Below are 19,633 nucleotides of genomic sequence, written 5' to 3'. Positions count from 1 at the left end.
TTGGCTAAGCACGCGCGCAGCCTCCACCATTCGGTGTTCAGGATGCATCGACGCCTGAGGAATGAGTCTGCCAGTTCCTCACCCTTTACCTTCTCTGAAGAAACGGTGCTGGCTCAGTTGCTGACACAGCCTCGGCAGACGGGGGCGGAGCTGGCGCGTTTTCAGCAGATTACTCCGCAGTCCATGAACGTAATCGTCAAATCGTTACTGGCACGGGGCTATCTATCATCGGGCAAGAACCTGCTTGATAAACGCCGCAAGGAGCTCTATCTGACCGACCAGGGCACGCGAATTATCGCCTCCATTCAGGCTGAGCGTGAAGAGTGGCTGATGGGCAGAGTTACAGAGGCACTGACTGAAGAAGAAATTCAGGTGCTGGTCAAAGCATTGCCGGTGCTCCGAACCATGGTGGACCGCGCGTCACGCTTGGGTTCAGACGAGCATGAAAGTGAAGTTCCGGGTGAACCTGAGGAGGAGGCCGGCGAATAGCTCGCGGTAGGGAAGCAGGGGAGGAGGTGGTGACGTCCTCGACTGTGATTTTTACCCAGACCGGGCCAATAGCTTTAAGTAGTCTGTGATGGAAGAATAGTAGACGATGCGCATTTTTGCGCGAAAGAATTTTGAACGAGGAGTTTCCCACCGTTATGAGTGAAAAGGTCAAGCTGGTTCACCACGTTGAGGCAATCAACTGGAACCGTATTGAGGACGAAAAAGATCTTGAGGTTTGGGACCGTCTGACCTCTAACTTCTGGCTACCTGAGAAGGTGCCGCTGTCTAATGATGTGCAGTCCTGGAAGACACTGACCGATGAAGAGAAGCAGCTAACCATGCGCGTTTTCACCGGCCTGACCCTGCTTGATACCATTCAGGGCACTGTGGGCGCTGTGTCTCTGCTACCCGATGCTGTGACAGCTCACGAAGAAGCGGTGTACACCAACATTGCCTTCATGGAGTCGGTGCACGCTAAGAGCTACTCTTCTATCTTCTCCACTCTTTGCAGCACCAAGGAAATCGATGAGGTTTTCCGCTGGTCCACCGAGAATGAGCACCTTCAGAAGAAGGCCAACATCGTGATGGATTACTACCAGGGCGATGATCCGCTGAAGAAGAAGGTTGCCTCAACCCTGCTGGAGTCCTTCCTCTTCTACTCGGGCTTCTACCTGCCCATGTACTGGTCATCGCACGCCAAGCTGACCAACACTGCTGACTTGATCCGTCTTATCATTCGCGATGAGGCTGTGCACGGCTACTACATTGGTTACAAGTTCCAGCGCGCCCTGGAAAAGGAAAGCCCGGAGCGTCAGGCGGAGCTCAAAGAATATACCTTTGACCTGCTCTACGAACTGTACGAGAACGAAGTGGCTTACACCGCTTCACTTTACGATGGTGTTGGGCTGACTGAGGACGTCAAGAAGTTCTTGCATTACAACGCTAACAAGGCACTGATGAACCTGGGCTACGAGGCGATGTTCCCTGCCAGCGTCACCAATGTGTCCCCGGCAATTCTCTCAGCGCTTTCACCGAACGCGGATGAGAACCACGACTTCTTCTCAGGCTCTGGCTCTTCCTACGTGATTGGCAAGGCCGTGAACACCGAGGACGAGGACTGGGACTTCTAAACCATTCCTGACTTTGACCCCCGCCGTTTCATTCTCAGAACAGCAACTTAGCGTAGCTGTTGAGAGGGAAACTGCGGGGGTTTACTGTTGTGGTGCTTTATGCCTCCACCACTTGGATACGGACTTAACTGTCTAGGACGGCTTTGTCATGCTCATAGTGGCAGATAGGGATTGGTCGTAGCACTTCAATCTAAAATCCCGCCCCTGCATCTTGTGCTTGGGGCAAGATTGTTGTTGGTTAGGCCTCTAAGGAACGAACTGTAGCTCGGATTATATCTGCGAAAGCGTAGATGTCCTCTAAGTCATTAATGGGATGCCTAGTTTCCTTTTTATCAGCATCGAAGGTCCCGACATACCACTGAGACTTTGCATTGAAGTGTAAGCGTGCAATGGATTTACGGTTGTTGTCATCAAGGAGAATGGCAAAATATGACTTTGCATCTCGATGAGCAATACGCTGCGGCTTAACCTCGGAGCATGCGATAGCTTTCACAATCTGATAACCGGCGAGTTCTTCCTCAGTTGTCACGACACCGTTGTCGTCCTGTTGATTATTGTCTTCAGTGTCAACTGCAGCTGGGGCCGATTCAATGGTTATTGCTTCAGGGATAGAGAGATCTGAATCGCCCAGGGCTGTCTTTAGACGGTCATTGACCTGTTCCTTGAGAAATTGCTTTAGTGCTTTGTCAACCAGGTCACGGAAGAGGACAATATTATCCGCTGTTGCGCGCTTATCTGATACCGAAGTCATAAGCATTTTGACGAAATCTGCAGGAAGCTCTTTAAAGATAGAGACTACTTCGCGCTTCAAAGCCCCCACATATTTGAGTTCTTCAGCCGAAGAGATGATTGAGTCGAGGTCGAAGGTGTCCTTGGTTATTTTCTTGAGCTCAGGCAGGATCGTTTCATCAATATCCAGTAGGTCGAGGACGAGGAATGGACGCTTATCCATAATGTTGGGGGAGTCCAGGTCCGTGAAGAAATGGAATACTTGACCATTGGTGAGGATGGCGATGCGGGAATTGGTAACAGAGAAGTATCGGAAGAGCTGCGAGGCATGCTTTACATTGAGGTCGCTGCCAATTTTCTTACACTCGATGAGGATGCGCACTTCACCATCTTGCATGATGGCGTAATCCACTTTCTCACCTTTTTTGGTGCCATGGTCAGCGGTAAATTCGGGCATGACCTCAAGTGGGTTGAAGACATCATAGCCAAGTACCTGGGAGATAAATGGCATAATAAAAGCATTTTTGGTAGCTTCTTCGGTTTGAATGATGTCCTGCTGGCTTCGCATCTTTTTCGCAAGAGCGTTGATTCCGGCCTCAAATTCCATTGTGTGTCCTTATCCTTGTGGGCTGTATTGGTGTCTACTTTAAAAGATACAGTGACGCAAACCTCACGGGTGGAACTTCTCGCAGATTATGGAGTGTTTCTTGAGGCCGGTGATGAGAAGGTAATAAATCTTACCTTTCTGTACACATGAGGTTGGTCTTTCACTGAATCCAGAGAGATACTTATATTAGTCTTATGATTAATTTACTGTCCCCAATCTAGTGGACTGTTCGATATGGATGAGGTTTTATGAAATACGAACCAGAACTTTTTGAACCAGACCCTTCAAGGAGCCAACCTACCAACGTGAGTTCATACCTAGCTCATGCTGAAACCGTAGCTCTGAAAGCTAACAAAGTTCCCTCGGCAGGGTGGCTTATCGCTGCATGGGTTTTAGGGATTATCGGTGTCCTTGCATTTTTCCAAGGCGGTTTTCTGTACCTGCCAGTAGCTTGGTTTTGTTATTGGCATTACGACCATGGCAATGCAGTCTATAAAAAAGCTATCTCCCCTCTTACCTATACCCCCTAGGACACAAGCATGACTTCTAGCTACTATGAATCAGATCAAGTTTCACCGGCAATGGTCGCATCGCACTTCGCTTCACAGCACCGCGGCAAAAACAAGATTATCCTGGCGATGTCAGAAGAGATTATTAGTCTCAACCAAGAACTTGAGCGGCTGAGAGGGCACAACCAGCATCTCCAGATATTCATGGACTCACATGGAGGAGCTGAAGTCTGGGAACTAGACCAAGCGGCAGAACGCATTAAGAGGAAGAATGAAGCCGAAGGTGAGCGTATACGAACTGAAGCAAATCTGGAGGCTCATAAACTGAGGAGTTCTGCAGAAACAGCTGCAGCTGATGCGAGAGCTCAGGAGCTCGCAACAATACAACGGCTAAATGATTTACAGGCTGCATTCCCCGATGAAGAGAATAAATATGTAAAGCTCACCCTAGGACTTGAAGATTTCGCGCACCCGGCAAGTAGCTATGCACAACTCCAGACAGACCTCCGTCAACTGCGTCAGGAGATGAAAACCATGGCAGCCAGCGGAAGCGCAGTTGAAAGTAACGAGTATGAAGAATTTCCAGCTACTGCAGGGAAAATTAAACAACTTAGAAACAACATGGCCAGGTTGGCGTTGAGGTGCTTCAATGCTGAGGCTGAAAACATCATCAAAAACGTCACTGCTAAAAATGTCCAGTCCAGCGCAGATAAAATTGGCAAAGCAGCCAGTTCAATAGGTAAGTTGACGAAACCCCTTGATATTTCTATTAGTTATGAATACCAGGGCCTAAAAGGTAGAGAACTAGAAATTGCTGGTCAGGTTGAGCAGGCTCGTCAGATTGAAAGAGAAGAACAACGTGCCCGACGTGAGGCAATGCGGGAGCAAGCCCAGGCTGAAGCTGAGCTAGAAGCTAAGAAGCGAGCTTTGCTAAAGGAGCGTAAGCACTTCGAGAATGTACTTGTTCGCATCCAAGCGACCGGAGATACTGACCGTGCTGCAGAGATTCAGGCTGAGCTTGACCAGATTGATGCTGGTATTGCTGATGTGGACTATCGTAAGGCAAATACTCGAGCAGGATACGTCTACGTAATATCTAATATTGGGTCATTCGGTGAACGGATGGTCAAGATTGGTATGACACGCAGACTAGACCCGATGGACCGTGTACGAGAGCTTGGGGATGCTTCGGTGCCCTTTGGTTTCGATGTTCATGCTCTGTTCTTTACCGAGGATGCGTTAGATGTCGAACGGCAGTTACACGATGCTTTCGCTCAGCAGCGAGTGAACCGTGTAAACTTGCGTCGAGAATTTTTCTACGCTACTCCAGCTGAGGTTCATACCGCGCTCGATAGTATCGCCGGTGATGTACTTGAATTCAATGAAGAGGCAGAAGCTAACCAGTACTATGCCAGCTTGCAGATAGCTAAAGAAGTGGCTTAGAGAGAAACCTACACAGCCCGGTGTTCAGAGCGGGACGCCGGGCTAACTGCGTAAATTGACCGAGGGGGCGGGGGTTTATTGTTGTGGTGCTTTATGCCTCCACCACTTATAAATCTTGGTCTTATGCGGGTAACGCTTCTGCACGTCCCGCAGGGCAGCTAGCTTCTTGGGGCTGGTTCCTTTCCAGAGAATCCACTTCACGAACTCCACGTCGATTTTTTCGGGACAACCTTCAGTCATATCGGGGCGGGTAGCGCCGCGAAAACGCAACCACCGGCGTCCAACCCGCCACAACCGCACCAAACGCGGAGCCAACAAAATAAAAATCTGGTCTGCCTCCTCCAGGCGCCGCTCAAACTCCACGTTAGAGTACCCGCCCTCAATCACCCAGGCATCATGCGAGTCCATGAAGTCCCGTACAAGAGCGCGTTCATCCTGAAGAGTTCGCTCGCCCCACCCCGGCAGCCAATGAACCTTATCCAGGTGCAGAAGCGGCATCTGGTGCCTATCAGCCAAGGTACGTGCCCAGGTTGATTTTCCTGCACCGCTCAAACCAAGAACCACAATCTTCATGCTCTCAGTTTAACCGCGGCACAAAATCTGACCCCGGGCAAGCAGGCAGAGTACCCTAGATAGGTATACCTGCACCCCAGAAAGTGAGCTATGCCCACACCAATCGTCAGCTATGAGGACGCCCTGGCTCTGCTTAACCGGCAGCTGTCGGTGGATATGTGCCTGCCACCAGCGTCATTTGACCTTGCCTTCCAGCACGGCTCCACGCTACTCACCAGTCAGCGTCTACCTCTTGAAGAGATGGACGCTGACCGCCGCCGCTATCGTGACCACTGGGAGCTCCGCCTCATTAACTACCGCGGGCTGGCCGCTGTCTCAGCAGCCCACGCGCGCGTCCTGGATGCCGCCCAAGCACTGCTGGCTGGGGACAACGGCAACTGGGTGGGCGACTACTCCGAGCTGCGCAAGCTCAACGACTACCTCACCCCCTTTGCCCTGCAGGTCTCGGGTACATCGCTTTTTTACACCCCCAGTCGCAGTTTCTGGCAGAACCAACCGGCGGCGTGTGCGCAGGATGTCGCACTGCCGCAGATAGAGGGGTATGAGCTGCGCTGGTTAGAACCGCAGGAGCTTGAAGCTTTCCGTGACGATGAGCGTTTCAGCAATGCCCTGGGTTTCAAAGAACTACGCCCAGATGTGCAGGTGCTAGCCGCACTTGCCGACGGTGAAACCGTAGCCCTTGCCGGAGCTAGCGAGGACTCCAATCTCATGCGGCAGATCGGCATCGATGTGCTACCCGGGCACCGCGGCGCAGGGTTAGCCAGCACCCTGGTTAGGACGTTAGCAGAGGCAATTATTGCTGAGGGCTTTCTACCTTTCTACGGCAGCAGCCCCTCGCACATTATTTCGCAGCGAGTAGCGCTCAACGCCGGTCTGCAGCCCACCTGGTGGGAGTTTGTCTCTACCAGTCTCAACGATATTTCTGTGGACTAGGTGTACCGTGCAGCTTGAACGATTCGGCAGTGATCATACCGCCACCATGACCGAGATGATCGATAGTGCCATGCAGACGGTGCGCGCTGTCGGCAGGGGCGAGCAACCCTCAACCCTGCGGCTCTACCGCTCGGCACCCACGGTTGCTTTTGGCCGCCGGGACGAGCTCAACCCGCAATTCCCCGCCGCGCGCCAGGCCTGTCTCGACCAGGGTTTCGAACCCCTGGTGCGCACCGTTGGCGGCCATGCTGCTGCCTACCACCGAGGGTGCCTGGTGGTAGATCATTTTCAGTACGCCCTGGATGCCGTCAGCGGTAACCACGAGCGTTACGGCATTTTTGGCAACATGTTTGCAGAAGCCCTGGAAAGCCTCGGTATTCAAGCCGGTGTGGGGGAGCTACCCGGCGAATACTGCCCCGGCGAATACTCGGTTTGGGGCCAGATTCCCGGCGGCCACCGGGTAAAAATTATTGGTACCGCGCAGCGCGTGGTTTCGGGTGCCTGGTGGTTTTCCAGCGGCATCGTCGTGGAGAACCCTGAGCCGCTACGCGCAGTGACCGAAGATGTCTATCGTGCCCTTGGCCTGCCCTTAGACCCTGCAACGGTAGGGGCTCTGACCGATATTGAACCGCTCATGACCGTTGACGATATTGAAGACGCTGTTATCGAGGCCTATGAAAGTGAGGGTTTCTAATGTGCGGCCGTTACGCTCTTGAACTAGCTTTAGAGCATACCCAGTACCTAGCAGGGGTCCAGCTCACAGAACCAATAGCCAATTACAACGTGGCACCCACCCATACGGTGCCCATTCTGGTGGATAGGCTGTTTGGGGACGAAACCCTGGAAGTTATGCCAGGTAGCACCGCATCGTTTGCTCCGCACGCTAGCCCGGACGCCGCGCCGTCCGCACCGGCGCAGGGCAGGTTTGTACGTGAGATGCACGCAGCCCGCTGGGGCCTGTTGCCGGGCTGGGCTAAAGACCCCTCTTTTGCATCTCGTGCCTTCAACGCGCGCAGTGAGACGATCTTTACCAAACCCACCTTCCGCGAAGCGGCGGTGGCGGGGCACTGCGCTATACCGGTTAGCGGTTACTACGAGTGGAAAACCGAGACAACAGCTGCCGGCAAAACAGCTAAGACTCCCTATTTTGTGCACCGAACGGACGGCCGGCCCATCTATTTCGCTGGGCTCTACGAGTGGTGGAAGATACCCGAAGAGTTTGCTGGCCCGGGTGCGGCTTTTGAAGGGCGGGGCGGCCAATGGCTGCTGAGTTGCTCCATCATCACCATGGACTCACCGGGAAACGGTGAGTTTGATAGCGGTATTCTGGCTGATTTGGGCGGTGAAGCGCCCTATGCCAATCAGGTTGAAGAGCAGTTGGGGCAGCTCCACAACCGTCTGCCAATTCCCCTGGGTGTAGCAGATGATCGAGAAGTAAATGAAAGCGACAGTCTCACCCTCTGGCTACGGTCGGGCAGAGCTGCTGGCAGCCGTAAACCAGCCGATACCGCGTCCAAACTAAGTCAACGGAAAAGTGCAGAAGCTGCACTGGCAAGCCTCCGTGAGCAGGCATTTGCTCAGACTGCCAGCTGGGCGATGCACCCGGTCAATAAGGACGTCGGGAACGTGAGTAACAACGCACCCTACCTGGTTGAACCCGCTGAAGACCTGCTGACAGGGCTTTAAAGACACAGGAGGCAGAGAAAAAGGGGCTAACCGCAAATGGCGGTTAGCCCCTTAGCGTCTTGTCTTAGACCTTAGAGGATGTCCTCGTCCTCAGGGTACCAACGGTTGAAATCGAGGGTGAGGTAGAGGGCTAGCGCTGCAGAGTTATCGTCCTGGATGCGTACAGTGACCTGCTCGTAGCCGTCCTCGAACATCTGGTCGATAGACCTGCGAATCAGCTGCTCAGCAAGGCCCTCACGGCGGCGGGATGCTGCGGTGAAAAGCTCATAGATGGTCGGTAAATCTTTGGGGTCTGTCACGATGCGGTGCTTGAGGCAGAGGGACGCGGCAATAATGCGGTCGTGTTCGTCAACCACTACGGGGGATGCATCGGTGTAGAACTCACCGTGTTCACCGCGCAAAATCTTTTCCATCTCGGTGGCTGCTTCAGCCTGGGAGGTGAACCGGTCGTCTTCGTAGGAGGCGAAGTAGAGGCGGGCTAGAGCCTCAGCGTCTTCAACCTGCGCAGGGCGAGTGCTGACGGTGATGGGCTTCGTTGCTTTGGATGTCTGGGAAACGAGGGTGATCAAGCCGCTCATCGCGAGCCTCCTTAGTATCTGAAATAAATTACACTGTGAGGTACAGAGTACTCTGTTTGCTAATAGTTAGCTAAGGTATTTGCTATAAATTCATCTGCTTTTCTTTGTATTTCTGATCAATTAAAGAGCGTTTGACCTGCAGATTCGTTGGTGATACTAAAAGAACTATAGCTTTTAAAGGAGTAGAAATATGAAGTTCGCTCAGATACTTTTACGAGGAAAACCTGTTGCTGTTATCGAGCAGGGGTCACGCTGGTATCAGCTGGATAAACCCTTGGCTGACTATCTGGCGACCAGCGAGGTTCAGTCCATTTCTGCTGAGCAGCTGGGTGCTAAACCGTTAGATTTGAGTGAGGACGACTTCATTCGCCCCCTGAGCAAGGTCTCCCGGGTGCTGTGTGTGGGTCTTAACTTCACCGACCACGCCAAAGAAGTCGGTGCTGAAGCTCCTTCCCATCCCACTATTTTCACCAAGTTCGGCAATGCGCTCATTGGTCCTGGTGAGCAAATTCAGATGCCCGCTGAGAGCAATAAAATTGACTGGGAAGTTGAACTCTGCGCCGTGATTGGAAAGGAGGGGCGCCGCATCCCGGTTGAAGAAGCTGAGGAATACCTACTGGGCTACACCGTCCTCAATGACGTATCGGCGCGGGACTGGCAGGGGCGCACCAGCGAGTGGTTCCAGGGTAAGAACTGGGATTCAATGACCCCCTTCGGCCCGGTCATCGTCAGCCCCGACGAGTTGGATATTGCCGGCGGGTTGGCAATGACCTGCACCGTGGACGGTGAGGTGCGGCAGCAAGGTAGCACCGCCAACTTCATTTTTAGCCCGGCTGAAGTGATTTCATATATTTCAACCTTTATGACCTTGCAGCCCGGGGATCTTATTGCGCTAGGCACACCGGCAGGGGTTGGCCTTTCCCTGCGTCCGCGTAAGTGGCTGGCACCGGGGCAAACCGTGGTGACAGAGATTGAGGGCATTGGCCGCCTCACCAACGTCTGTTCCAGCGAGGGCGTGGCTTAACCCTCACTGGTGGGGAGCAACGCACCGGGGGAGCGTGGGGTATTCTGGACGATGTGTCGAAACGTTCTATTTGGTCAGCAAGTGGCGCCAGCATGGTGGTCCACGGAGATAACCTTGCCGTGCTTAAAAACCTGCCCGATGAGTCGTTTCAGCTCATTTACATTGACCCGCCCTTTAACACCGGTAAGGTGCAGCGCCGTCAAAGCATCAAGACCGTGCGCACCGACGGTGGCTCACGGGTGGGCTACAAGGGGCACACCTACGAGACCATTAAGGGCGATGTTTACGGCTACAACGACTCCTTTGAGGATTATTGGGAGTTCTTAGAGCCTCGCCTGATTCAGGCGTGGCGCCTGCTTAAGCCCAGCGGCACCCTCTATCTTCACCTTGATTACCGCGAAGTGCACTATGCCAAAGTGGTGCTGGACGCCCTCTTTGGCCGTGAATGCTTCCTCAATGAACTCATTTGGGCTTACGATTATGGCGCTAAGTCGAAGAAGAAGTGGCCGGCTAAGCACGACAACATCCTGGTCTACGTCAAAGACCCCCATAACTACTACTTCAACTCTGAGGCGGTAGACCGCGAGCCCTACATGGCACCCGGTCTGGTCACCGAAGAGAAGGCACTGGCTGGCAAACTACCCACGGACGTCTGGTGGCATACCATCGTTTCGCCCAGCGGCAAAGAGAAAACCGGTTACGCCACCCAGAAACCCCTTGGTATTCTGCGCCGTATCCTCCAGGCATCTAGTGCTGAAGGGGATTGGGTGCTGGACTTCTTTGGTGGCTCCGGCACCACCGGCCACGCCGCTGCCCAGCTTGACCGCAAGTTCCTGCTCATCGATCAGAACCCCGAGGCTATCAAGGTCATGCGCAAACGCCTGCGCGGTATTGACGGTCTGGACGTTGATTTCAAGAAGTCCCGCGCCAAGGCACCGGCTGCACCTTCGGCGGAGGTCGTACCCAAAGCCTCGTAAGGGCCAGATGCACGCGCCGCGGCGTCCTCATTCTTGACACCCCTTGTAAAATCCCTCTTAATCTGTATTGTTAAAAGTAATACAGATAGGAGGGGTTATGAAGATAACTCTTAAAGACAGTTCACCGCTGCCGGTCTACCAGCAGATTCACGACGCTGTGGTGCGCGGCATTGCCACCGGCCAGCTAGCGCCCGGCAGCAAGCTACTTTCCGTGCGGGCAATTGCCAAAGAGCTGGGCATCAACCCTGCAACCGTGGTCAAAGCCTATGATCTCCTCAAAGAAGAGGGCTTGATTGAAAGTAAGCAGCGGGGGCAAACCACGGTTGCCTATACTCCTGAGTCATTTGAGCCAGCCCCTGCGTCCGCATGGGACGAAGCCCTGATGCAGGTGCTGGCTTTAGGAAAAGCGCAGGGCAGAAGCAATCAAGAGATAGTTGACGCGGTTCAAGGTCAGCTCATCTGGCTAGAAACTCAGCGGGAGGCGAGCCGTGTCTGAATCGCTCTTCCTTTCGCTCTTTGTTTTACTCATCGGCGGCTTCATGCTGGTCATGCTACTGATGACTCCGGTGCTGTCTTCGGTGAACCGACGCTATGGAGAATCCATACCGCTGAGCTATGCCCATGCACCCCAACTCAAAGACGCTGACCGCACGTTCACCACTAACCTGCTGGCTGTGTCCCTACCACTCATTGCCCTGGCTACCTACCTGGCGAGTGTTAACGAAACGACGGGCCTGGTTCTTCTAGGCGTTTTGCCCTTTGTTCAATTAGGTGCAGGAGCTTGGGCAATTACCCGTGCCCGCCGTGTCGTCCGGAAGCTGAAAACGAGTGAAAACTGGTACTCAGGCATCGAGACTGGGCGAACCTTTGACATTCAAGCGCAGCGCGCACAACCACTGACCCTGCCCAGGGGCTGGTTTCTGGCTTCTGCACTGATTGTTCTTCTGTGGGCAGTGGTACTTGCAATTAAGTACCCAGCTTTGCCTGACCCTTACCCCGTTCATTTCAACGCGGTGGGTGAGGCAGACGGCTGGGGAGAGAAGTCTGTTGGCGCAGTCTTCATGCCGTGGTTGGTTGGCCTGGGAACGCTGGTCTTGATGTGGGGCTGTGCTGTCTTCATGAGTAAGCAGCTCACAGCAAGCAATGGTGGGGGAACAGCTCTGATGTCGGTATCCAAGAAACTACCCCTAGATTCTGAGGTGTTCACATCTGCTCTCGGTATTAGCGCCGCAGATTACCTGAAGATGCGGAACATAGTGGTGACACAAAAATCACTCCACCTGCTGTGCATCTTCACCTTTCTAATGACCGCGCTGTTAGCCTTTATGGATCTTGGTAGCCTTGTCGCTCTTCCCGGGTGGCTCCGCGCTTCCCAACTTTGGATTTTCATGGCGGTTATTCTCAGCTTCTGCCTGCTCATGACACTATCAGCAGCTCGTGCGGGCAAAAGCTTGGACGCCGCCGTCCTGCAGATTGCTCAGGTAGGTGCCGTTGACCCGGCAGAACTAGAACTTCCTGACGAGAGCAACCACATTAAATTCGGCATTTTCTACTACAACCCTGATAACCCCAACATGATGGTTCCTAAACATATAGGTGTTGGGGTATCGCCTAACTGGGCCCACCCGGGTAGCTGGGTTTTCGGTGGGGTAGTGGTGCTGTCAGTGCTGGCGGCTATCGTGCTGCCGCTCGTAGCTTCCTGATGGGCAGTTTGCTCGCTGAACGTGTGAAAGTTGCCTCCCGGCGTCCTATCGCCAGCTTCAGCCCCAGCGGGTAAACTTATGCTTAGCCTGCGCCCCTGTATCGCGCAGGTGTAAGCCCGGCCCACCCATCGTAGGGGTGAGCACCAAACTTTAGGAGACACTCTTTGTCTACCCTCAACATTACCGTTGCTGGCGAAAACGTCACCGTAGAAGCTGGCAGCAAAGCCGCTGACCTGTTCGCTGAGAAGAGCGATATCGTTGTTGCTCGCATCAACGGCACCCTGGTCGATCTCTCCACCGAACTGGCAGCAGGCGACACCGTAGAGCCCGTGAGCGTTCACGACCAAGAAGGTCTTGAAGTGTTGCGCCACTCGGTTGCACACGTCATGGCACAGGCGGTGCAGGAATACCGCAAGGACGCCAAGCTGGGCATCGGCCCCTACATCACCGACGGCTTCTACTTTGACTTTGATGTTGAGGAGCCCTTCACCCCTGAGGACCTCAAGAAGATTGAGAAGTCCATGGTGAAGATTATTAAAAGCGGCCAGACCTTCCAGCGCCGCGTAGTCACCCACGAGCAGGCCTGCGCTGAAATGGCAAACGAGCCCTACAAGCTGGAACTGCTAGAACTCGCTCAGGGCCCCGGCTCAGGTGCGGATGCCGCTGAAGGTGCATCCGTTGAGGTGGGCGCTGGCGAAATCACCATTTACGACAACGTCAATCGCAAGGGCGAGACCGTCTGGAAGGATCTCTGCCGCGGCCCGCACGTGCCCTCCACCAAGATTCTTGCCAACGGCTACGCACTGATGCGCACCGGTGGCGCTTACTGGCGCGGTTCAGAAAAGAACCCCATGCTGCAGCGTATCTACGGCACCGCCTGGCCTTCCAAGGAAGAGCTGGTTGCTTACAAGGACCGCATCGCTGAGGCTGAGCGTCGTGACCACCGCCGTCTAGGCGAAGAGCTGGATCTCTTCAGCTTCCCCAAGACTATCGGCCCCGGGCTGCCTGTCTTCCACCCCAAGGGCGGCATCATCCTGCGCGAGATGGAAAACTACGTGCGCGAACGCCACATCGCTGAGGGCTTCCAGTACGTCAAGACCCCGCATATCTCGAAGGAAGATCTCTTCTACACCTCCGGGCACCTGCCGTACTACTCAGACGGCATGTTCCCCCCGATGGAGGACGAGGGCCAGGCTTACCGCCTCAAGGCAATGAACTGCCCCATGCACAACGAGATTTTCCGTTCACGCGGCCGTTCTTACCGCGAGCTGCCCCTGCGTCTCTTTGAGTTCGGCACCGTCTACCGCGATGAAAAGTCCGGGGTGCTGCAGGGCCTGACCCGCGTGCGCATGATTACCCAGGACGACTCCCACAGCTACGTCACTAAGGAGCAGGCACCGGACGAGGTGCGTCACCTGCTGAAGTTCATGCTGAGCCTGCTTGAGGACTTCGGTATGACCGACTTCTACCTGGAGCTCTCCACCCGCGACACCGAGGGTGATAAGAAGGATAAGTTCATTGGCACCGACGAGCAGTGGGAAGAAGCAACCGCTGTTCTGGAGAAGGTCGCTGCTGAGACCGGCATTGAGCTTGTTGCTGACCCAGGTGGAGCTGCCTTCTACGGCCCCAAGATTTCTGTTCAGGCTAAGGACGCCATTGGTCGCACCTGGCAGATGTCTACCGTTCAGTATGACTTCAACCAGCCTGCCCGCTTTGGTCTGGAATACCAGGCAGCTGATGGTTCACGCCAGCAGCCTGTGATGATTCACTGCGCCAAGTTCGGTGCTCTGGAGCGCTTCTTTGGTGTGCTGACCGAGCACTACGCAGGTATGTTCCCGGCATGGTTGGCTCCGGTTCAGGTAGTGGGTGTTCCCGTTGCTGAGGCCTTCAACGACTACATGGGCGAGGTTGCCGCTAAGCTGGCTGCCCAGGGTGTGCGCGTTGAGCTGGATTACGGCACCGACCGCTTCCCCAAGAAGATCCGCACCGCGTCCAAGGAGAAGGTGCCCTTCATCTTGATTGCCGGTGGCGAGGACGCCGAGAACGGTGCTGTTAGCTTCCGCTTCCGCGACGGCTCCCAGGAAAACGGCGTGCCCGTGGACGAGGCCGTGACGCGTATTGTGGAGCACATCAAGTCACGCAATAATGAGGATCCGAAAAATATAGCTGGTTAAATTATTTTTATAAACCCTGAGGCTGTTTAAATCAGCCTCAGGGTTTTTTAAATTGAAATATAAATTTCAATTAATATTTGAGGGATTATGAATTTAGGCGAACATTTTACTACTTACTGGTTGCAAGATGGCGAATCAATACGGGCAATCTTCGTTGCTTTCTTATCAGCATTGGGGACTTTCTTTGTAGCTTGGTACGCAACTAAAGGCGTAAAGGAGACTATAAAGAATCAAAATCAGGCAACCCCTCCTGAGATGCTGAAGCTTGAGAAAATACTTGAAATTTCAGCGAAATATAAAGAAGTGACTGGTGAAATGGACTCAGAGCTGGCTAAAGAAATAGATTTAGCAAAAAGGCGCACAGTACTTGAATCAAAAATAAAAAATTTTACATCAAATTACCAAATTCAAAAACTTCTGGAAAGAGTTAAAATTGAATCCCAAAGCAACAAGGAATTAAGATTCCCGGAGCCAATGATTTTTGCCAGTAAATTCTCTTGGTTTATAACCTTCATCTTCGGGGGAATGATTTTACTACTGATTTTATTGATATTTGTTCAAGCTGTTGAGTTGTTTTATGCGATAAATCACTGGATGATCCATAAAGAATACGACATATCAGGTCAAATTTTCAGTGGTATCGCTGTCCTGGCTCTATCAATCATTTGTATTTTCATGATTTTCCAATTTATGAGTTTTACTTTGGGTCGAAAGTCTTTAATCGAGGTTGAATATGACTTGATCCTTAGAAATATTATTCAACACAATTCCGAATATTTTTTTGGTGAGGCAAATAAAGACAAGATTATAAAGGAGAATGTCGTTGAAGCTCGTAATCGCTTACGTTTTGAAGCGAGTAAAAAATTTAAGGAATGGTCCAACAAGAATCCATATCTTGACTCTTGGTTTTACGGCATGGAGGATGAGCGTATTCGTTCTATAGCTACTGAATTTAATTCCTATAAATCTCTACCCAAGGGATATATGATTTGTTACCGCAAACGCTACATCGCAAAGTTTCTGCTCAAAGGTGAGGGGTGGGTATTGGTAAAATCATCTGAGTTTAAGGATTCCGAACTTGCATTGAAAGATAATCTTAATAAACTTGCATTGAAAGATAATTTTAATAAAAAGGAGAACTTTACCGCATTATTGAGTCGATTGAAATACCGTTTTGGAAATCCTGCCTCTATTGATAGTGAATTTATTGTATTTAATCTCAACAAACTTCCAGGGACTAGTATGAATCTTAAGTTGGACAGTAGGGGTCTATTGTCGAGGGATCAATGGTCTAATGTGAAAGAAAAAAGTTGTCAAATGGGTATATAGAGGCTTATTCAAAAGTAGGCACACACCCCACACCCACCAACTAGACAACGGCCCCACCATAGCGGCAACCTTGAGGATAAATAACCACAAATATTCTCAAACCGCACCAGGAAGAACGGTTGCACCACTAGCGTACAACCGGCCTTACCGCCACGCAATTTGCCGCTCTACTGACAGCCCTGACCAACCAACTCATCTGGGGTAAACCAGGAGGAAGACCACCAGCCCTCACTCCAGCTCATGCACTCAAAACCACTCTGCTCTACCACCGACACAATCTCACCGAAGAGCTACTTGCTGAAATCTTCACCATCTCGCAACCTACCATCTCACGGACCATCAACACTATCGAAAAGGCGCTTGCAAAGGTCCTCAAACCTCTAGAACAGCCTTTGAAAATGAGCCTGGATGTACCAGATTCTTTGGTTGTCGATGGAACTCTTGTACCCACCTGGAACTGGCGTTCACTAGGAAAAACAAATTTTTCGGGCAAACATAAACGAACCGGTTTCAACCACCATGTCATCTGCACCCTCAATGGCAGGCTCCTAGTCATCACTGACCCGCTACCCGGGGCAAGGCATGATGCTCATGCTTTCAGAGCTCACGGGCTAGATCAGCTACTGGATTCCTCGACTCTGGCCGATAAGGGCTATATTGGCCTGGGGCTAGCAACCCCGACCAGGCGTAAGCCTGGTGTGAAAGTGCCTCAGGGTGTCAAGGATAATAATCGCATTATCAATAGATTACGGGCTGTGGTGGAGCGGGTGATTGCTCAGATGAAAAGCTGACGGGTTCTGCATACTGGGTTCAGGCGGCCGTTGAGCTCGTATGGGCAGGTGTTTTCGGTGGTGCGGGGGTTGCTGTTTTTGGTGGCTGGTGGGACCTTATGAATAACCCTCATAGTCTCCCAGTAGGAATTGGGTCTATCGACTAATCCTTGAATAAGCTTGAAATGATTTCTACCGGTGGTCTGGTCTGTGCCTGGCTGAACCCTGTGCCTGCCCAAGCATTGACGTGCTGCCAGGCTCCAGCGTCCTTGGCTTTAGCGCGTAGGGGAGCCGTGAAGTAATGCACGTGTGGGTAGACCGCCGGAGCGAGCGCATCAAACTCAGCCACAAAATCATTGACAATGGCTCGGGCGGGACGTCCCGTAAAAGCCCGAGTGAGACAGGTTTCTGTGACACCTGATTGCAGGGCATCTCGATGCGCCTGGCTGGTGCCAGCTTCATTGCTGAGAAGCAATAGGGTGCCTATCTGAACTGTCTCAACGCCTAGAGTGAGAAGCGACCACACATCCTTACTGCCACCAATGCCGCCACCAGCTACCAGAGGTAAGTCAGTGACAGCCTGAACAGTAGGAACAAGCTGCGACAAGGGTAGCTGGTTGACCTCGTCCTGCACCCTAAACGTTGATTGATGACCGCCGGCGTCCGGCCCCTGAACACATAGAAAATCAACACCAGCCTGGGCGGCGAGAGTGGCGTCCTGAGGATTGGTGACAGTTACCCCCACATAGGTGCCAACCGCCTGCAGTCGCTCGACATCCTCGGCACTAGGGCAACCGAAGGTAAAGGTCACCACGGGTACGGGGTTGGCAAGCAGCCAGTCCAGCAAAGAGTAAAAATGGTCGGGTAGAACTAGCTCATCATTGAGAAGGTCCAGGCCGTACTCCTTGCCTAAAGGTGCAAGTGTCTGACGGTAGTCTTGCAGAAGCGCTTCGGCATTAACAGGATTGTCATTGGGGTCAGCCGGGCAAAATAGGTTTACCCCAAAAGGCCGTTCAGTAAGCTCCCGAGTTTGCTGCACCTGTTCTGACAGCTGGTCAGCATTGAGATAGCCGGCTGCCAGCATGCCCAACCCACCGGCATTAGACACCGCAGCAGCAAGCTGGGGCGTGCTCGGCCCGCCCGCCATAGGGGCGCCCACCAGAGGGATTTCAAGGTCAGCAAAATTAAACATCCTAGTGAACCTCCAGGATCAGCTTTCGTTCTTCAAGCGCTCAATAAAACCCAGGGCATTATTCTTGGTGCGCAACAGTCTATCCTCAACGCTGAGCGTCTCATCCATCTGGCGGATGCCCACCGGCTTTTTCTTACCCAGCACATAGTCGGTGCAGGCCAGGTTGGCACAAAGATAGGTGCCGATGGTGTTACCGCGCCTGCCGGACTCACCGGGGCGGGCGGCTGTGTAGAGCGAAATACCCGAGCCGGCGTGCAGCGTCAGACAAAACTGACACATCTGGGCAGCCTTGCTCTGCGCCTTGGATTTCTGCAATAGAACGCCCTGAACTACACCGTCCTGCTCCACGACCAGGCAGCCCTTCAACGGGCTTTTAGAGTCTAGCCACGATAGGAAAACCTGGTTCTCCCATGCGACTTCATTGAGGTTGGGCAGGTTCAGGCGTTTAGCTTCGCCCTTCGAACAGTTAACAAAGCTAGAGCGAATGGTCGGCTCAGAAAGTTCTTGCATACCTGCAATTCTACTAACCCTCTCATCGAGCAAAGAACCCTAGAAAGCCGCTTCTCTAACTCGGGCTAAGGGCTCATACGGAATAAGAGGCCAGGTGGACGCTGTTACGAGGGGGAGAAGCAACCCTAACCCTGGAAGCAATATTATGACATCCCCCATCTTTGAGCCCTTTACCGTTCGCTCTATGACCACCCGCAACCGTCTCTGGGTTCCACCCATGTGCCAGTACTCGGTCGACGAAAGAAACGGTATTCCCACCAACTACCATGAACATCACTACAACGCCCTGTCACGCGGTGGCGCCGGTGCGGTTATCGTCGAGATGACTAGCGTCCTGCCCGAAGGTCGTATTAGCCCCCTCTGCCTGGGGCTCTGGTCGGATGAACACACCGCAGCTCATGCCCGCATCGTTCAGGCTATCCATGACGGCGGCGCGAAAGCTGGTGTGCAGATTGCCCACGCTGGTCGAAAGGCATCAAGCGTTGCTGAGCGCGTCTCCCGCGACGGTGGTTCCCTCAGCATTGAAGAGGGCGGCTGGGAAACCTTCGCCCCCTCAGCTATCGCCTACCCCGGCCTCAAAGAAACCACCGCGCTCACTGAAGAACGCATTGGCGAAATCGTTGACGCTTTCGGAGCTGCCGCCCAGCGCGCGGTAAAGGCTGGCTACGACTTCCTCGAAATCCACGGCGCCCACGGCTACCTCATCACCCAGTTCCTCTCACCGCTATCCAACCAGCGCACCGACGAGTACGGAGGTTCGCTCGAAAACCGCGCCCGCCTCGTCCGCCGGGTTGCCCGCACCATGCGCGCCAAGATGCCCGCAGACATGCCCCTGCTGGTGCGCCTCTCCGCCACCGAGTTCGTGGAGGGCGGCATCACCGTTGAAGAAACTGCCCAGGTAGCTGCCTGGCTGAAAGAAGACGGTGTGGATATGGCTGATATTTCGACCAGCGGCAACTACCCCGCACCCATCAAGGTCTACGCGGGGTACCAGACCCCGATGGCGGCACAGGTCAAGCGTGAAGCTGACATTCCCGTTGCGGCCGTCGGCATGATTAACTCACCCCGCCTTGCTGAATACATAGTGGGATCAGAGCAGGCGGATGTGGTGCTGGTCGGCCGCGAAGCTCTACGCAATAACTCCTTTGCTCTGAGCTGGGCTAAGGAACTCAAGGTGGATGTGGATTACGTGCCCTCCCAATACCTGCGCGCTTGGAACACCCGCCGCTAGTTTCTTGCGCTCGGCCTTGCGCCGCGGCATCCTTGCGGAACAACCA

General features: G+C 53.3%; 20 protein-coding genes and 1 pseudogene. 16 read left to right on the top strand and 5 right to left on the bottom strand.

Annotation, left to right across the window (positions count from 1 at the left end; all coding sequences use genetic code 11):
- Window positions 1-42 precede the first annotated feature (42 nt).
- Window positions 43-489 (top strand): MarR family winged helix-turn-helix transcriptional regulator, encoded by a 447-nt coding sequence (locus tag L6990_RS08540; protein ID WP_237203698.1) that lies wholly within the window; start codon window positions 43-45, stop codon window positions 487-489.
- 155 nt (window positions 490-644) lie between these two features.
- The gene (gene nrdF / locus L6990_RS08535) at window positions 645-1,619 is read left to right on the top strand and encodes a class 1b ribonucleoside-diphosphate reductase subunit beta (RefSeq protein ID WP_237203697.1); all 975 of its coding nucleotides are present in this window, start codon (window positions 645-647) and stop codon (window positions 1,617-1,619) included.
- Between the two features lie 238 nt (window positions 1,620-1,857).
- Here the strand turns inward: nrdF and L6990_RS08530 are convergent, their stop codons facing one another.
- Entirely contained in the window at window positions 1,858-2,955 is a 1,098-nt protein-coding gene (locus tag L6990_RS08530) for a type I restriction endonuclease (protein WP_237203696.1), read from the bottom strand.
- Between the two features lie 248 nt (window positions 2,956-3,203).
- On the opposite strand from L6990_RS08530, the gene L6990_RS08525 reads away from it, so the two are divergent.
- Together L6990_RS08525 and L6990_RS08520 are read left to right on the top strand one after the other, a co-directional pair.
- The gene (locus tag L6990_RS08525; RefSeq protein WP_237203695.1) at window positions 3,204-3,485 is read left to right on the top strand and encodes a hypothetical protein; all 282 of its coding nucleotides are present in this window, start codon (window positions 3,204-3,206) and stop codon (window positions 3,483-3,485) included.
- Between the two features lie 9 nt (window positions 3,486-3,494).
- Window positions 3,495-4,907 carry a DUF4041 domain-containing protein gene (locus L6990_RS08520; RefSeq protein WP_237203694.1) on the top strand — a complete coding sequence of 471 codons (1,413 nt, stop codon included), beginning with the start codon at window positions 3,495-3,497 and terminating at the stop codon, window positions 4,905-4,907.
- A 75-nt stretch (window positions 4,908-4,982) separates the two neighbouring features.
- On the opposite strand, the gene L6990_RS08515 is transcribed toward L6990_RS08520, so the two are convergent.
- A complete protein-coding gene (locus L6990_RS08515; RefSeq protein WP_237203693.1) occupies window positions 4,983-5,480 on the bottom strand; it encodes an AAA family ATPase in 498 nt (165 codons plus the stop codon).
- Between the two features lie 90 nt (window positions 5,481-5,570).
- Between L6990_RS08515 and L6990_RS08510 the strand changes: the two genes are divergently transcribed.
- Genes L6990_RS08510 through L6990_RS08500 form a run of 3 tightly spaced genes read left to right on the top strand, consistent with a single transcriptional unit; the run spans window position 5,571 to window position 8,099 of the window.
- Window positions 5,571-6,413 carry a GNAT family N-acetyltransferase gene (locus L6990_RS08510; RefSeq protein WP_237203692.1) on the top strand — a complete coding sequence of 281 codons (843 nt, stop codon included), beginning with the start codon at window positions 5,571-5,573 and terminating at the stop codon, window positions 6,411-6,413.
- 7 nt (window positions 6,414-6,420) lie between these two features.
- Window positions 6,421-7,107, top strand: a complete 687-nt coding sequence (locus L6990_RS08505; RefSeq protein ID WP_440480494.1) for a lipoate--protein ligase family protein — start codon at window positions 6,421-6,423, stop codon at window positions 7,105-7,107.
- Complete coding sequence (locus L6990_RS08500; RefSeq protein WP_237203691.1) at window positions 7,107-8,099, top strand: SOS response-associated peptidase; 993 nt, start codon at window positions 7,107-7,109, stop codon at window positions 8,097-8,099. The genes L6990_RS08505 and L6990_RS08500 overlap by 1 nt, the downstream gene beginning before the upstream one ends.
- Window positions 8,100-8,170: 71 nt before the next feature.
- Here L6990_RS08500 and L6990_RS08495 read toward each other — a convergent pair whose 3' ends face one another.
- Entirely contained in the window at window positions 8,171-8,677 is a 507-nt protein-coding gene (locus tag L6990_RS08495) for a GNAT family N-acetyltransferase (RefSeq protein WP_237203690.1), read from the bottom strand.
- A gap of 190 nt (window positions 8,678-8,867) precedes the next feature.
- On the opposite strand from L6990_RS08495, the gene L6990_RS08490 reads away from it, so the two are divergent.
- From L6990_RS08490 to L6990_RS08460, 8 genes and pseudogenes are all read left to right on the top strand, one after another.
- A complete protein-coding gene (locus L6990_RS08490) occupies window positions 8,868-9,701 on the top strand; it encodes a fumarylacetoacetate hydrolase family protein (protein WP_237203689.1) in 834 nt (277 codons plus the stop codon).
- Between the two features lie 92 nt (window positions 9,702-9,793).
- Window positions 9,794-10,678: a DNA-methyltransferase gene (locus tag L6990_RS08485; protein WP_237203726.1), complete on the top strand. Its 885-nt coding sequence runs from the start codon at window positions 9,794-9,796 to the stop codon at window positions 10,676-10,678.
- A gap of 97 nt (window positions 10,679-10,775) precedes the next feature.
- Window positions 10,776-11,174, top strand: a complete 399-nt coding sequence (locus tag L6990_RS08480; RefSeq protein WP_237203688.1) for a GntR family transcriptional regulator — start codon at window positions 10,776-10,778, stop codon at window positions 11,172-11,174.
- Window positions 11,167-12,381, top strand: coding sequence for a DUF1648 domain-containing protein (locus L6990_RS08475; RefSeq protein WP_237203687.1), 1,215 nt, complete (start codon window positions 11,167-11,169; stop codon window positions 12,379-12,381). The genes L6990_RS08480 and L6990_RS08475 overlap by 8 nt, the downstream gene beginning before the upstream one ends.
- Window positions 12,382-12,545: 164 nt before the next feature.
- Window positions 12,546-14,555, top strand: coding sequence for a threonine--tRNA ligase (gene thrS / locus L6990_RS08470; RefSeq protein ID WP_237203686.1), 2,010 nt, complete (start codon window positions 12,546-12,548; stop codon window positions 14,553-14,555).
- An 87-nt stretch (window positions 14,556-14,642) separates the two neighbouring features.
- A complete protein-coding gene (locus L6990_RS08465) occupies window positions 14,643-15,884 on the top strand; it encodes a hypothetical protein (protein ID WP_237203685.1) in 1,242 nt (413 codons plus the stop codon).
- Window positions 15,885-16,054: 170 nt separating this feature from the next.
- Window positions 16,055-16,252: pseudogene (locus L6990_RS12015) on the top strand (helix-turn-helix domain-containing protein); the annotation flags it as partial.
- Window positions 16,253-16,282: 30 nt separating this feature from the next.
- Window positions 16,283-16,675 carry a transposase family protein gene (locus tag L6990_RS08460; RefSeq protein ID WP_237203684.1) on the top strand — a complete coding sequence of 131 codons (393 nt, stop codon included), beginning with the start codon at window positions 16,283-16,285 and terminating at the stop codon, window positions 16,673-16,675.
- A 142-nt stretch (window positions 16,676-16,817) separates the two neighbouring features.
- Here L6990_RS08460 and L6990_RS08455 read toward each other — a convergent pair whose 3' ends face one another.
- On the bottom strand, window positions 16,818-17,846 hold the full coding sequence (locus L6990_RS08455; protein WP_237203683.1) for an NAD(P)H-dependent flavin oxidoreductase: 1,029 nt from the start codon (window positions 17,844-17,846) through the stop codon (window positions 16,818-16,820).
- 18 nt (window positions 17,847-17,864) lie between these two features.
- Complete coding sequence (locus tag L6990_RS08450; RefSeq protein WP_237203682.1) at window positions 17,865-18,356, bottom strand: FBP domain-containing protein; 492 nt, start codon at window positions 18,354-18,356, stop codon at window positions 17,865-17,867.
- A 145-nt stretch (window positions 18,357-18,501) separates the two neighbouring features.
- Between L6990_RS08450 and L6990_RS08445 the strand changes: the two genes are divergently transcribed.
- Window positions 18,502-19,587 (top strand): NADH:flavin oxidoreductase/NADH oxidase, encoded by a 1,086-nt coding sequence (locus L6990_RS08445; protein WP_237203681.1) that lies wholly within the window; start codon window positions 18,502-18,504, stop codon window positions 19,585-19,587.
- Window positions 19,588-19,633: the final 46 nt, after the last annotated feature.

Origin of the sequence: Rothia endophytica, from assembly GCF_928381505.1 — a bacterium.
GTDB classification, from domain to species: Bacteria; Actinomycetota; Actinomycetes; order Actinomycetales; family Micrococcaceae; genus Rothia; species Rothia endophytica_A.
The sequence above is the reverse complement of the archived record's forward strand: the minus strand, read 5'-3'. Positions and strand labels throughout refer to the sequence as shown.